This is a genomic window from Altericista sp. CCNU0014, from assembly GCF_044923475.1.
Classification (GTDB): Bacteria; Cyanobacteriota; Cyanobacteriia; order Thermosynechococcales; family Thermosynechococcaceae; genus JAAURS01.
In genome coordinates, this window is the sequence record NZ_CP137338.1 from 528,634 (window position 1) to 542,313 (window position 13,680).

16 protein-coding genes are annotated in these 13,680 nt (G+C 53.8%); 13 read left to right on the forward strand and 3 right to left on the reverse strand.

All coding sequences use genetic code 11. From position 1 onward, the window contains the following. Positions 1–6 precede the first annotated feature (6 nt). From R6H26_RS02600 to R6H26_RS02625, 6 genes are read left to right on the forward strand one after another with little or no spacing between them, the layout of a single operon-like run. On the forward strand, positions 7–933 hold the full coding sequence (locus R6H26_RS02600; protein ID WP_404788066.1) for an ABC transporter permease: 927 nt from the start codon (positions 7–9) through the stop codon (positions 931–933). A gap of 55 nt (positions 934–988) precedes the next feature. Beyond that, positions 989–1,396, forward strand: coding sequence for a glutamyl-tRNA amidotransferase (locus tag R6H26_RS02605; protein ID WP_404788067.1), 408 nt, complete (start codon positions 989–991; stop codon positions 1,394–1,396). A gap of 2 nt (positions 1,397–1,398) precedes the next feature. Then, on the forward strand, positions 1,399–2,118 hold the full coding sequence (locus tag R6H26_RS02610) for a cysteine hydrolase family protein (RefSeq protein ID WP_404788068.1): 720 nt from the start codon (positions 1,399–1,401) through the stop codon (positions 2,116–2,118). A gap of 58 nt (positions 2,119–2,176) precedes the next feature. Beyond that, positions 2,177–3,724, forward strand: coding sequence for an ABC transporter ATP-binding protein (locus R6H26_RS02615; protein WP_404788070.1), 1,548 nt, complete (start codon positions 2,177–2,179; stop codon positions 3,722–3,724). Beyond that, positions 3,724–4,074: a cupin domain-containing protein gene (locus R6H26_RS02620; protein ID WP_404788072.1), complete on the forward strand. Its 351-nt coding sequence runs from the start codon at positions 3,724–3,726 to the stop codon at positions 4,072–4,074. The genes R6H26_RS02615 and R6H26_RS02620 overlap by 1 nt, the downstream gene beginning before the upstream one ends. Next, on the forward strand, positions 4,065–4,751 hold the full coding sequence (locus R6H26_RS02625; RefSeq protein WP_404788074.1) for a cysteine hydrolase family protein: 687 nt from the start codon (positions 4,065–4,067) through the stop codon (positions 4,749–4,751). The genes R6H26_RS02620 and R6H26_RS02625 overlap by 10 nt, the downstream gene beginning before the upstream one ends. Here the strand turns inward: R6H26_RS02625 and R6H26_RS02630 are convergent. After that, entirely contained in the window at positions 4,738–5,316 is a 579-nt protein-coding gene (locus R6H26_RS02630; RefSeq protein WP_404788075.1) for a DUF2808 domain-containing protein, read from the reverse strand. The genes R6H26_RS02625 and R6H26_RS02630 overlap by 14 nt on opposite strands. On the opposite strand from R6H26_RS02630, the gene R6H26_RS02635 reads away from it, so the two are divergent. The 7 genes from R6H26_RS02635 (at position 5,309) to R6H26_RS02665 (ending at position 12,715) form a co-directional block, all read left to right on the forward strand. Next, positions 5,309–5,539 (forward strand): hypothetical protein, encoded by a 231-nt coding sequence (locus R6H26_RS02635; RefSeq protein WP_404788077.1) that lies wholly within the window; start codon positions 5,309–5,311, stop codon positions 5,537–5,539. The genes R6H26_RS02630 and R6H26_RS02635 overlap by 8 nt on opposite strands. 102 nt (positions 5,540–5,641) lie before the next feature. Further along, positions 5,642–5,806, forward strand: a complete 165-nt coding sequence (locus R6H26_RS02640; protein ID WP_404788078.1) for a hypothetical protein — start codon at positions 5,642–5,644, stop codon at positions 5,804–5,806. Between the two features lie 60 nt (positions 5,807–5,866). Then, positions 5,867–6,664 (forward strand): SDR family NAD(P)-dependent oxidoreductase, encoded by a 798-nt coding sequence (locus tag R6H26_RS02645; protein WP_404788079.1) that lies wholly within the window; start codon positions 5,867–5,869, stop codon positions 6,662–6,664. An 8-nt stretch (positions 6,665–6,672) separates the two neighbouring features. Continuing rightward, positions 6,673–8,229: a GMC oxidoreductase gene (locus R6H26_RS02650; RefSeq protein WP_404788081.1), complete on the forward strand. Its 1,557-nt coding sequence runs from the start codon at positions 6,673–6,675 to the stop codon at positions 8,227–8,229. 158 nt (positions 8,230–8,387) lie between these two features. Next, positions 8,388–10,514, forward strand: a complete 2,127-nt coding sequence (locus R6H26_RS02655) for a glycogen debranching N-terminal domain-containing protein (RefSeq protein ID WP_404788083.1) — start codon at positions 8,388–8,390, stop codon at positions 10,512–10,514. Then, entirely contained in the window at positions 10,511–11,338 is an 828-nt protein-coding gene (locus R6H26_RS02660) for an MIP/aquaporin family protein (protein WP_404788085.1), read from the forward strand. Before R6H26_RS02655 ends, R6H26_RS02660 begins: the two co-directional genes overlap by 4 nt. Before the next feature lie 48 nt (positions 11,339–11,386). Then, positions 11,387–12,715, forward strand: coding sequence for a 2Fe-2S iron-sulfur cluster-binding protein (locus R6H26_RS02665; protein ID WP_404788086.1), 1,329 nt, complete (start codon positions 11,387–11,389; stop codon positions 12,713–12,715). Between the two features lie 240 nt (positions 12,716–12,955). Here the strand turns inward: R6H26_RS02665 and R6H26_RS02670 are convergent, their stop codons facing one another. Together R6H26_RS02670 and R6H26_RS02675 are read right to left on the reverse strand one after the other, a co-directional pair. Next, entirely contained in the window at positions 12,956–13,441 is a 486-nt protein-coding gene (locus R6H26_RS02670) for a DUF3368 domain-containing protein (RefSeq protein WP_404788088.1), read from the reverse strand. After that, positions 13,441–13,677 (reverse strand): UPF0175 family protein, encoded by a 237-nt coding sequence (locus R6H26_RS02675; protein WP_404788090.1) that lies wholly within the window; start codon positions 13,675–13,677, stop codon positions 13,441–13,443. Before R6H26_RS02675 ends, R6H26_RS02670 begins: the two co-directional genes overlap by 1 nt. Positions 13,678–13,680 lie beyond the last annotated feature (3 nt).

Below are 13,680 nucleotides of genomic sequence, written 5' to 3' on the forward strand. Positions count from 1 at the left end.
CATTCGATGGCAGCAGAAAATGTGGGTTGGTGGGGCGTTCCGCTGGCGATCGCCGCTGGCACGATGCGAGGCGGCACGCCCTTTCTCTTCGTCAGTTTGGGCGAGTGCCTCACGGAAAAAAGCGGCAAGATTAACTTGGGCTTGGAGGGGACGCTCCTCACCGGAGCCATGAGTGCCTATGCCATTTCTTACCTGACGGGTTCTCCGTGGTTGGGCGTGTTGATGGCAGGGGTGGCGGGGATGGCCTTGGGGTTCGTTCACGCTTGGCTGACGCAGCAGCCGAAGGTAAACGATGTGGCAGTCGGCATCGCGATGATTATTTTCGGCAGCGGTATTGCCTTCTTTTTAGGGAAGCCGTTCATCCAGCCCTCGGCTCCGCAACTGCCCACCTTCGATCTCGGCAGCTGGAGCAGTATTTCATCGCTTCAAGAAGCGTTGAGAATCAGCCCGCTGTTTTTGCTTGGGGTGGCCTTGGCGCCGATCATGACCTGGTTTTTCAAGTCCACCCGCTGGGGTTTGTTTATTCGAGCGGTGGGCGACAGTCCCGATGCGGCCTTGGCAATGGGGGTTTCCATTAAAAAGGTCCGGATGCTGTCGATTATTGCGGGGAGCTTTTTGGCGGGAATTGGCGGTGCGTCGCTGTCGCTGTACTATCCCGGCATTTGGAGCGAGCGCATTTCGACGGGGCAGGGGTTAATGGCGGTGGCGCTGGTTATTTTTGCCCGCTGGCAGCCGATGCAGTGTTTGTACGCGTCTCTGCTGTTTGGCGGGGCGCAGGCGATCGGCCCTGCCCTTCAGTCGGTGGGGATTACCGAGGGCTACTATTTGTTCAATGCGGCCCCTTACATCCTGACGTTGGGGATTATGATTTTGACTTGTTCTCCGACGCGGACGATTTCCGGCGCGCCGGGAGCGTTGGGATCGACGAGCTAGCTCGGCTTTTGGCGGCAGAGGGCGCGCGTCGGCGCGCCCCTACGAGGGGATTGGAATGGATATTGTGGATCTTGCGGTGAATGGGACGTTGATGCGGGGGTTGGTGCTGAATCCCAATTTGATTGGGGTTGGCGCGATTTTTGTGCGAGAAGCTTTCACCGAGCCTGTTTATCGACTGTGGTCGATTGGGGACATTCATCCGGCGATGGTGCGGGTGCGAGACGGAGGCGCGGCGATCGCCGTTGAGGTCTGGCAAGTTCCATCGGCGGGATTGGGAATGCTGCTGTGGCAGGAGCCGCCGGGGTTGAGCGTCGGGAAGGTGCGTTTGGCGGATGGCGAAATGGTCTTGGGCGTCCTCGGCGAACCCATCCTGTGCGAAAACCAACTTGAAATTACAGAGTGGGGCGGATGGCGCGCTTACATGGCATCCAAACACCCGGTCTTCAGTGTAAAAGGAGTCTAACTATGGATCGCTTTGTCCGCTCGGAGCCTTATCCCTATCCCTACAATGGCGAGCTGCGCCCCGACAATACGGCCCTCATTATCATCGACATGCAGACGGACTTCTGCGGGATTGGGGGCTACGTAGACCGCATGGGTTACGATCTGTCCCTCACTCGCGCGCCCATCGAACCCATCAAAAAAGTGTTAGCGGCCCTGCGCGATCGCGGGTTCTACATCATTCACACCCGCGAAGGCCATCGACCGGATCTGGCGGATTTGCCGCTGAATAAGAGATGGCGATCGCAGCAAATTGGTGCGGGCATTGGCGACCCCGGTCCCTGCGGCAAAATTCTGGTGCGCGGCGAACCGGGATGGGACATCATTCCAGAACTGGCTCCCCTGCCTGGGGAACCCATTATCGACAAACCCGGCAAAGGTTCCTTCTACGCGACGGATCTCGACCTGCTCCTGCGGTTGAAAGGCATCCAAAATATTGTTTTGACGGGCATCACCACCGATGTCTGCGTCCACACCACCATGCGCGACGCCAACGATCGCGGTTACGAATGCCTGATGCTGTCGGACTGCACGGGCGCGACGGACTATGGCAACCACCTCGCCGCCCTCAAAATGATTCAAATGCAGGGAGGCGTATTTGGCGCGGTAGCCGATTCCGATGCGTTGCTTGCCGCCATTCAAGATATCCCGTCCGTATCGAAAATTCCGCAACCCGTTTTATAACCCGCTCTCATCGACCCATCCATATCCAATCCCCAGAACCGCAATTTGGATGTAACCCATGACGACCGCTACCATCAATACCCAAATGGAAATTACGCAACCGCCAGACCTTGAAGTCATTAATATGACCAAACGGTTTGGAAGCCTGACCGCTCTAGATAACGTTTCCATGCACCTCAAGCCCGGCACCTTCCACGCTCTATTGGGAGAAAACGGAGCGGGCAAAAGCACCCTCGTGAAATGCATCATGGGGTTTTATACTCCCGATCGTGGAGATGTGCTGATCGACCGACATTCCCGCACGATTGCCAGCCCCCGCGATGCCCACACCTACGGTATTGGGATGGTGTACCAGCACTTCACGTCCGTCCCCGCCATGACCGTAGCCGAGAATCTGGTGCTGTCTCGATTTGAAAATACCAATCTAATTAACTGGAAGCAAGAGTACGAAAACCTCAATGCCTTTATGGCTCAGGCTCCTTTTAAGGTGCCCTTGGATATGCCCGTCGCCCAACTGGCAGCGGGGCAAAAGCAAAAGCTGGAAATCCTCAAACAGATTTACCTGAAGGTGCGGATTTTGATTCTGGACGAACCCACCTCCGTCCTCACGCCCCAGGAGGCCGATGAGGTCCTGGGGTTGCTGCGAGAAGCCGTGACTGCCAAACACCTCAGCGTCTTGATCATCAGCCATAAGTTCCGGGAAGTAACCGCCTTTTGCGACGAGATTACGGTGCTGCGCAAGGGGGCCTTTGCCGGATGCGGTGCGGTTAAGAACCTGTCCATTGCCGATATGTCCGAGATGATGATGGGCGAGCGCCGCGAACCCAAGCAGGTGGAGAAGGTGGTGCATCCCGAACCCAAGGTGGTTCTAGAGGTCAAAGACCTCCGCGCTGAGAAAGACAATGGCGTGGAGGCGCTGGCGGGTATCAACCTTCAGGTGCCCAGCGGCTCCATTATTGGCATTGCAGGCATTTCGGGCAACGGCCAGCGGGAGCTGGTGGAAGTTTTGGCCGGACAGCGCCCTGCGACGGGCGGGCAGGTTCTGGTGAATGGAGAACCCTACAGCGCCACCCGCGCCGAAATGTATCGCCATAAAGTCTTTACGCTGCCGGAAGAGCCCCTTCGCAACGCTTGCGTGGCCCACATGAGCGTTGCCGAAAACCTGGCGCTCCGCACGTTCGACCGTCCTCCCCAAGCCAAGGGCGGTATTTTTCTGATCCTGAAGGCCATTCGGGAGATGGCGTCGGGATTGATTGCCACGTTCAAAATCAAGACGCCTTCGCCGGAAACCCCCGTGGGTAATTTATCCGGGGGCAACGTCCAGCGCACGGTGCTGGCGCGGGAGCTGTCTTCCGATCTCATTCAGCTTTTAATTGCGGCCAATCCCTGTTTTGGCCTCGATTTTGCAGCGGTGGAGTACATCCACGGTCAGATTGTGGAGGCCCGCAACCGAGGCGTGGCCGTGCTGTTGGTCAGCGAAGATCTCGACGAGCTGCTCAAGCTCTCGGATCGGATTTTGGTAATCAGCGAAGGGAAATTCTCCTACGAAAGCGCGATCGCCGATGCGGATTTTGCCACCATTGGTCGCAGCATGGCGGGTCACTGATGGAAAAATCCCTGGTCCTCAGGAATTTGCTCGAACTGGGCGATCGCCCGGAGCAGCTCCCTTGGCAACCCTTCCGCGATGGAGTCGAGATCTATCGCCTGTATAGTGACGGCGATGGAGGCGCTTCTGCCGCGCTGTTGCGCTACCAACCGGGCGCCAGCGTCCCCCATCACAGCCATCCCGGATTCGAGCATATTTTTGTCTTGTCCGGCTCCCAGAGCGATTGCAACGGCACCTACGAAGCCGGAACCCTCGCGATCAACCCACCCCAAAGCAGCCACAGCGTCGCCAGCGCTTCGGGTTGCATCGTCCTTGTTATTTGGGAGAAACCTGCCGAGCTATGGTCTTAATTCCCGCCCAGCCCTACGACTACGAACTGCCCGCTCCCGGTTGCTTGGCCCTCATCATCATCGACATGCAGCGCGATTTCATGGAACCGGGAGGCTTTGGCGACGCTCTCGGCAATAATGTCGGGTTGCTTCAGGCGATCGTGCCCACTCTCAAGCAGCTTTTAGAGGCCTTTCGCGCCAACGGACTGCCCGTTTTCCATACCATCGAGTGCCATCGCCCCGATCTCTCTGACTGCCCGCCCTCCAAGCTGCATCGCGGCGGCGAAGGATTGAAAATTGGCGATCGCGGTCCCATGGGACGCATCCTCGTTGTCGGCGAACCCGGCAATGCCATCATTCCAGAACTGGCCCCCCTGCCCGGCGAAACCGTGATTGAGAAACCGGGCAAGGGTGCCTTTTGTCGCACGAACTTAGAGGCGATGCTCCGCGAAAAAGGCATCACCCACTTGCTGATTACGGGCGTCACCACAGAAGTCTGTGTCCAAACCACCATGCGCGAAGCCAACGATCGCGGGTTTGAGTGCTTGATGGTGGAAGACGCCACAGAAAGCTATTTCCCCGAATTCAAGCAGGCGACTCTGGAGATGGTTCGCGCTCAGGGCGGAATTGTGGGCTGGACTGCCCCTGCCGCGAATATCGTGGCAAAGTTAACCCAGGCGAGCACTAATCTGAATTGAACGTAACGCGGCCAGTGCCTATATAGTGGCCAGTCGTGCTTTCTCCCACTGGATAGACCGTCACCCCAAATTGGTAAATGCCGCCACTTGTGGGATTCCGCTCGGCTTCCACCGCAACGGTAAAGGTTGTCCCCGGTACGACGGGCTGGGCAAAGGCGAGGGTGAGCGCTCCCGTCTCATCTTCGGGTCCGCCAATGGCAGAGAGCGGTATGGCTTCGCTATTGCGAGTCACCCGCGGACCGATGACGACTTTACTTTCGTTCGCCTCAAGGTCGATGATGCGATCGCCCCCTGGAATTTGACTGATGCGAATGGCTTCTATGGACTTGCCGTAGCTAGCGGGCACGGCGATGGTGAAATAGAAGGTGCCCATCCCTGCTGGTTCCAAGTGCAGGGCAGAAACCTTGAGCAAACGCGGTGCTTCTACCTTTGTAACGCTGTAATTACTCATCTCAGCCGCTGCGGGCGCGTTGGGTAAAGCAGCAAACAAGACTCCTCCTCCCAACAAAACCACCCCAAAACCAAGTCCAGAAGCGATCGAAATGGCACGCTGTTGTATGGACATTTCTACAAACCTCAACTTTTTTATACAAAAGCTCGAACTGACGCCGGGGCAAAAGCTCGGGCGCGCAGAACCGAAACAGCAATTTGCTGTTTCAGCATCAAACAGTTCTAAAATCTTGGCGCTCGACCCTTACGAGCAGACGGGCGGCACCGGATACGTCTTCGTCCGCAACAACCTGAGAAGGACTAAACTTCGCATCCCCCCACTATCGAACGGTTCTTAGGTTCTTTTCTATTTTAGTATTTTAGAATACCGAATAGCAGTAAATTTTTGCGAACGACTTAACAACCGATCGCTCGATCTATCTTTAACTCGCCCAAAAGGCATGAATCAAGTTGAGTTGCAAAGCGATCGTACCCGCACGTTCTTAAATTTTGCTGAGAAATTCATAAGGGTTTTTGGGGCAAAAAATCAGCTTTCTGGACTTGGATCTTTAGCACCCCATCATCTTTCAATCCTCATTTCACATGACAATCAATATAATTCTTAGATGAGTTCAACGCGACGTTTGGCGCTGCCAAATTGAGCGGTCAATCAAAGGAGAACGCTCATGACACTTGAAGGTAAAGTTGCACTCGTTACAGGTGGCAGTCAAGGCATCGGTCAGGGAATTGTTTTGCGTCTGGCTCAAGCAGGGGCAGATGTTGCGATCAACTATCGATCTCATCCAGAAGGGGCAGAGGAAACCCTGGCAAAGGTTCAGGAAATTGGCGGCAGTTGCTATACAGCAATGTGTCCTCATTCGACGGGGTACACAATCCAGGCAGATTTGGGCAGCGTGGAGGAGGTGCGCCAACTGATTGCGGACAGTATCCGGCATTTTGGCAAGCTGGATATTTTAGTGAACAATGCCGGAATTGAAAAACATGCACCCTTCTGGGAAGCGACAGAAGAGGATTACGATGCTGTGATGAATGTCAACTTGAAGGGTGTGTTCTTCGCTACCCAAGCGTTTGTTCGGCATCTGATTGAAACGAAGCGTCCTGGGAAAATCATCAACATTAGCTCGGTGCATGAGGAACTGCCTTTTCCCAATTTCACGGCCTACTGTGCAAGCAAAGGCGGAATGAAGATGTTGACGCGCAATCTAGCTGTTGAGCTGGGTTCGCTGGGTATTACGATTAACAACGTAGCTCCAGGCGCAATTGAAACGCCAATCAATACCAAGTTACTCAACGATCCGCAAAAGTTGGGCGCACTCCTCCAAAATATTCCTTTGGGGCGGCTGGGTCAACCTCAAGATGTTGCGTCGCTCGTGGCGTTTCTGGCTTCAGAAGATGCAGGCTACATCACAGGCAGCACGCTCTTTGTGGATGGCGGATTGCTTTGGAATTATCAGGAGCAGTAGCGCGATCTATGAATACCCATTACGACATCATTATCATTGGAACTGGCGCAGGCGGCGGCACCTTGGCTTATCGTCTAGCTCCCACAGGTAAGAAAATCTTAGTTCTAGAACGAGGTTCTTTTCTACCCAGAGAGAAAGAGAACTGGGATGCCGTTTCTGTCTTCCAGCAAGACCGCTACCATACGACCGAGGTTTGGCGCGATAAGACGGGTCAAGAGCTGCATCCCGGTACTGGATATTTTGTCGGCGGCAATACCAAGGTCTACGGTGGTGCTCTCTTTCGCTGGCGGGAACGGGACTTTGAGCAGGTGCAGCACAAAGGCGGGATTTCTCCAGAATGGCCGCTGAAATATCGCGATTTCGAGCCTTACTACACCCAGGCCGAAAAGCTCTACGATGTCCACGGTCAGCATGGTTTAGATCCCACAGAGCCGATCGCCCAAGAGGACTATCCATTTCCGCCGCTCAAACACGAGTCGCGCATTCAAGAAGTTCACGATGCGCTGCAAGCGAAAGGATTCCATCCTTTCTATATTCCGCTAGCGATTAAGTTTAATGAGGTCAATCGCCGCTTAAGCGCCTGCATTCGCTGCAACACCTGCGATGGGTTTCCCTGCTTAGTGGATGCGAAAGCAGATGCGGATCTCAACTGCGTGCGCCCTGCCGACGATCGCTATGAAAATCTGACGTTGCTGACGGAAGCGAAAGTTTTGCGGTTGCACGCGAGTCCATCCGGGCGCGAGGTCACATCGGTGGAGACTGAAATCGCAGGACAGATTCACCAATTCTCTGCCGATATTGTCGTGGTCGCTTGTGGTGCGATTAATTCTGCTGCGTTGCTGCTCCGCTCGGCAAACGACCAGCACCCCAACGGCTTAGCCAACCGTTCCGACCAGGTGGGGCGGAATTTTATGAAGCACCAAAACGGGGCCATTGTGGGCTTAACGAAAAAACTGAATCCAACTGTCTTCCAGAAGACGATGGCGGTGAATGACTTTTACTGGGGAGAGGAAGGCTTCGATTACCCGATGGGGCACGTGCAATTGCTGGGCAAAGTGAGCGCCGACATGATTGCCGTAGATTCGCCCGCAGTGGCCGGGGTTTCGTTTCAAAACCAGGAGGTCTTTACTGCCATGGCGAATCGCTCGGTAGATTGGTGGTTAACCTCTGAAGATTTGCCGGATGCAAATAATCGTGTCTTAGTGCAGGACGACACAATTCAGCTTCACTATTCTGACAATAACGCTGAAGCGTTCGATCGGCTGCTCCAGCGCTGGACAGAGGTGCTGAAGTCCATCGACTGCGGCGATCGCATCCTCCCTTGTTCGTTCTATTTCCGCAAAAAAATTCCGCTCCAGGGCGTAGCCCACCAGTGCGGTACCTGTCGCTTCGGGGAAGATCCCCAAACCTCGGTTTTGGATATTAACTGCCGCACCCATGATGTGGACAATCTGTATGTGGTGGATGGGAGTTTTTTTCGATCCAGTGCGGCTGTGAATCCTACCTTGACAATTATTGCTAATGCTTTACGGGTGGGCGATCGTCTGATAGAGCGGATTAAATAGGCACTAGCAGGGTTGATGATGAAATCAATGGCGATCGCAACAATCCCGATCAAACTCTCAGCAACCATTCAGACGAGTCACAGTAACCGTTTAGCCCAGCATCATTCAACGTTCAGCGCAGCCCATTAGACTACAGGGACGTCTAGAAGAGGTGAATTATGCCAGCCAAAGTTGCGGTGAACACCGAACAAATCGCTATCAGCGATGGGTCTTCTTTCCTCGTGACCGCTCGCGATGGTTCCATTAACGATCGGCTTCCTCAAGGGTTCTTTGTCCGCGATACTCGGTTAATTTCATATTATGAAATTTCCCTTAATCGAACCCCCTTAAAACTTCTAGCTTCTAGTATTCTGACTCATCGGGTTGCGTTGTATCAATTCACCAATCCAGAACTGCGAACTGTAGGCGGAAACTTCCCTGAAGGTCGTCTGATTGTCACCTTGCGACGCGATGTCGTGGGTGGTCTCCATGAAGATATCCACATTACCAATCACCACATGCAGCGGGTTGAGTTGCAACTCATGCTGTCCATGCGTTCCGACTTTGCCGATATTTTCCAGGTCAAAGGGAAGCAGCTTCTGGCGCGGGGTCAAATGCAAACCGTTTGGGGCGAGGGCAAACTGATGACCGATTATCAAAATGGCCCCTTCCGTAGAGGGTTGATCACGGCGATGGAGCATTCCGATTCGCCGCCCTATTACGCCAACGGTCGCTTGATCTTCGATGTGGCGCTTGAACCGGGCCAAACCTGGGGTGGATGCATCAACCACATTGCCCTCGCCGATGGGGATGTCTTAGAACCCCGTCACACCAGCGCCGATATCGATGTCACCGAAGCAGGCAAGGTGCTGGCTAACTTCCTGGATATTTCGACGCAGCTCCAATCTTCCAATGAAGAAGTCGCCAGTACCTATCGACAAGCGCTGATTGACATGGGAGCATTGCGAATTGCCTTTGAAGATAATGAGAAATCTTACTGGATGCCCGCCGCCGGACTCCCCTGGTTTGTCGCCGTGTTTGGCCGTGACTCGATTATTGCCGGATTGCAAACCATGGCCGTGAATCCTGAGTTTGCCAGAGGAACACTGGTGCGCTTAGCCCAACTTCAGGCCACAGAGGTAGATGACTGGCGCGATGCCCAGCCCGGTAAAATTCTGCACGAAATTCGGCGGGGTGAACTGGCGCAACTCCATGAAGTGCCCCATACGCCCTACTATGGCACGATCGAAGCCACCATTCTCTGGATTATCACCCTGGCGGAAGCCTACCACTGGAATGCAGATACTTCCATACTCGAAGATTGCGAGGTGGCTCTGGATCGAGCGTTGACCTGGATCGATCGATACGGCGACTTCGACGGCGATGGCTTTGTGGAATATGTGACTCGTTCTAAAGACGGGTTACGCAACCAGGGCTGGAAAGATTCTGGCGACTCAATCGTTTATCCCGATGGGAGTCAAGTTGAACCGCCGATCGCCTTGTGCGAAGTACAGGGCTATGTCTATGATGCCTGGAAGCGTGCCGCAGGGATCTACGAACTTTGGGGGAAACCAGAGCGTGCTCAGACACTACGGCAGAAAGCCGACGAACTGTATCAACGGTTCAACGATCGCTTCTGGATGGAGGAAGAAGGATTCTACTGTCTGGGACTAGACAAAGACAAGCAGCAAATTCGCTCTATTACCTCCAATCCGGGGCATCTGCTCTGGGCGGGCATCGTACCGCCAGAACAGGCAGGGCGCATGGTAGAACGTCTATTCCAGCCCGATCTGTGGTGCGGTTGGGGAGTCCGAACGCTCTCCTCGCTGAATCCGGCCTATAACCCGATTAGCTATCAGCTCGGTAGCGTTTGGCCCCACGACAACTCGTTTATTGCAGCCGGATTGAAGTGCTACGGATTTCACGAAGAAGCCAATCGCATTGCCGAAGCAACCTTTGCGGCGGCGAGTTACTTCGAGTCAGGACGAATGCCAGAACTATTTGCCGGAATTGAACGCAAATCGGAAAGTTTCCCGGTTCCCTACCCAGATGCGAATATTCCTCAGGCGTGGGCCGCTGGGTCTATCTTCTTTTTCATTCGCACGATGCTGGGCCTTGAGGCAGATGCGCCCAACGCAAGCTTGCGACTCCATCCTGTTTTACCGGATTGGTTACCCGATCTCGCGTTAACCAATCTGGAAATTGGCCAAGCGAAGGTTGACTTACGCTTCTGGCGCGAAGGAGAACGGACTCATTGGGAAGTGACCCGACAAACAGGCCAGTTGGAGGTTTCCGAGTTGTCATGAATACGCTGCGTCGTCACTATCCCGAATATCTCATGGAGGCAGCGGGGTTGGGGCTGTTCATGATTTCGGCAGCGGTGTTCACCACGCTACTGGAACATCCAGGTTCGCCTATCCACCAGGCGATCGCCCTTCCGCTCCTCCGACGATTCCTAATTGGGGTGGCGATGGGGCTGACAGCGATCGCCATTGTCTATTCCCCGTGGGGCAAGCAATCCGGTGCCCATCTCAACCCAGCGTTCACGCTCACATTCTTTCGGTTGGGCAAAGTGAAACCTTGGGATGCATTTTATTACATCTGGTTTCAGTTTTTTGGCGGACTCATCGGGCTTTTGCTAGCAGGGGGGATCTTGAGAGGGGCGATCGCAGATCCGTCCGTGAATTACATTGTGACCGCGCCCGGAGCGGGTGGTGTCGGGGTTGCATTCCTGGCTGAACTGGCGATTTCCTTTGGGATGATGCTGATGGTTTTGTTTGTATCGAACAACCCCAGCCGAGGGCGCTATACCGGGCTGTTTGCCGGGGCCTTAATTGCAACTTATATCACCTTAGAAGCACCGCTTTCAGGCATGAGCATGAATCCGGCCCGAACTACGGCATCAGCCATCTTAGCTCGCAACTTTACAGCGCTATGGGTGTACTTCATCGCTCCTTTGGTCGGAATGTTACTGGCCTCGGAAGTATATGTGCGGTGGAAAGGCCGAAATGCTGTGCGTTGCGCAAAGCTGCATCATGAAAACAATAAACGCTGTATCTTTCGCTGCGGTTATCGGCGACAGGGAATAGGCTATGAACCGATGTCGCTGAGCGATCGCCTACCGCAATAGAATGACCGCGATAGAAATTATTTCCTCTCAAAAATTAAGGAGACGACTGTGCTAGAGAGTTTAGGACGCATTCAAAATCCATTAGTTAGAGGCTTGACGGCGGCTGCGACGGTTGGATCGATTGTTACCTTTGCCAGTGCGATCGCCATTGGTGTAACTAACCCCAAGGATAAAGCCGCTTACCAGTGGGGAGTCTACGCCGCTCTGCTGGCAACGGGTGGTGGCGCAGCGCTGGGGTTGGCGTATAAAGGAAAGGTAGAGCAGCGATCGCCCCAAAGCGCTAGCACTCTCTCGATACCGAATGCTGCTACACAGGACTGGAAAGATTGGCGCAATTTTGTCGTCGTGCGCAAGGTGAAAGAGAGCGAGGAGATTACCTCGTTTTACCTGAAACCTGAAGACGGCAACGAAATCCCCGGCTTCCAACCCGGCCAATTCTTGACCATTAAGCTAGAGATTCCCGGACAAGCAAAGCCTGTCCTGCGAACCTATTCCTTGTCCGATTATCCCGAACCCTGCGACACCTATCGCCTGTCGATTAAGCGCGAACCTGCGCCCAGAGATTTAGATGTGCCACCGGGACTTTCCTCTAACTTCATGCACGATCGGGTTCAGGAAGGCTCCGTCATTTCGGCCAAGCCACCCAGCGGTAAATTTGTGCTGGATGTCCGCAAATCTAGCCCCGCAGTATTAGTGAGTAATGGGGTCGGAATTACACCCACGATCGCGATGGCAAAAGCCTGTAGCCGTCTGAATCCTAACCGTCCCATCTGGTTCTTGCACGGTGCGCGAGATGGCCGCTACCATGCCTTCCGAGATGAAGTGCTGCATCTTGCCGAGCAGAATCCCAACTTACAGGTGCATTTTGCCTACAGCCGTCCTCGCCCAGAAGATGAAGGTCAATTTCACAGTACGGGTTATGTCGATACGGCGCTGATTCAATCCCTAGCGAGTCAGGACGCGGAGTTTTTTCTGTGCGGTTCGCCGCCCTTTATGAATGCCATTAGGAAAGGACTTCAAGAGTGGGGGGTGCCTGACGTTCGGGTCTATTTTGAATCGTTTATGAAGGCACGCACCGCTCCGGCTGTGAGTGTCTCTCCTGCACCCGCATTGGATGAGCGCGCTGAGATTGTCTTTGCGAAGTCGGATCGGACTCTGCCTTGGGAATCGGAGCATGACAGTATTCTTGAGTTTGCAGAGGCCAATGACCTTAACCCTGACTACAGTTGTCGGGCAGGGATTTGCGGAACCTGCATGTGCAGAATTCTTGAAGGGGAAGTTGAGTACCAGGAAGAACCAACGGCTGCGATCGCAGAGGGTTCTGTGCTAATTTGTATTTCCAAGCCTAAAACCTCCCGCGTGGTGCTTGAGCTTTAGCTGCTGCTTTTCAAATGAGAGGCGATTGCTGTCCTGATGGGGGTCGGAAGGCGATCGTGCTGGAAAAGTCTTTCAACAAATCTCAACATAGTATTTATTGCGCGATCGAAGCCTATTATTGTAGCTTACCCATAACGACCAAGTTTAGCGGGTTGAGTAACCTTGGTATCTCCACCAACAATCTCTATTCCGCCTCTGCAACGACTTGTTCGGCTCTGGTACTGATAGATTGCCTGAGCTTCACTCTCCCACCTCTTGAAGCGTCTGGTCATAGAGCGCTTGACTGACTCGAAAGCCAGCTTGGTCGATCAACCGATCGAGAATTGGCTTGAGAACTGGGATAAGCCCCTGTTGTTTAGCATTAATGAGAATACCCAGAAGACCTCTGAGTTTCAGTCCATAACTTGCTGCAATACTTCTGCCAAGGCGTTCATCAATCAGAAGCCTATCTGCACTTAGCTCAACTGCAAGCGCGATCGCTTCAGCTTCGCCTGGATCGAGCGTCTGGTTTAGTGTATTCAGAAGTTTGAGATTGGTCGGTGCCTGGATTTTCAGCCAACCAGCCTCAAGCAAAGAAAACATCGTCGGTTGGAGAGTTGATAAGCGAGTGAGTTCTGAATGCACGGCGGGAGGAATGAAGACTTTTGGGTAAATTTGCTGCAATAGAGAAATCTCACCGATGACGATCGGATTGCTAATCGGTGAAGTGTTACTCACAACGATCATTACCAGCCTTCCTCTCGCAGGCTTTTAAGGTCTTGCTCTAAGTCTTCAACATCGTAGTGAACGCAGATGCCACGACTGGCAATTAATTGCTGAAATTCAATTTGATGCAAGCCCGCGAGTTGACTGGCGGTACCGAGGGTAATGCGTTCTTGCTGAAACAATGAAATTGCCAGTTCGGTGCGGAGGTCTGCTTCACTAATTTGGAGGGCATCGGGAAGGTCGAGCATGATTTGCATGGG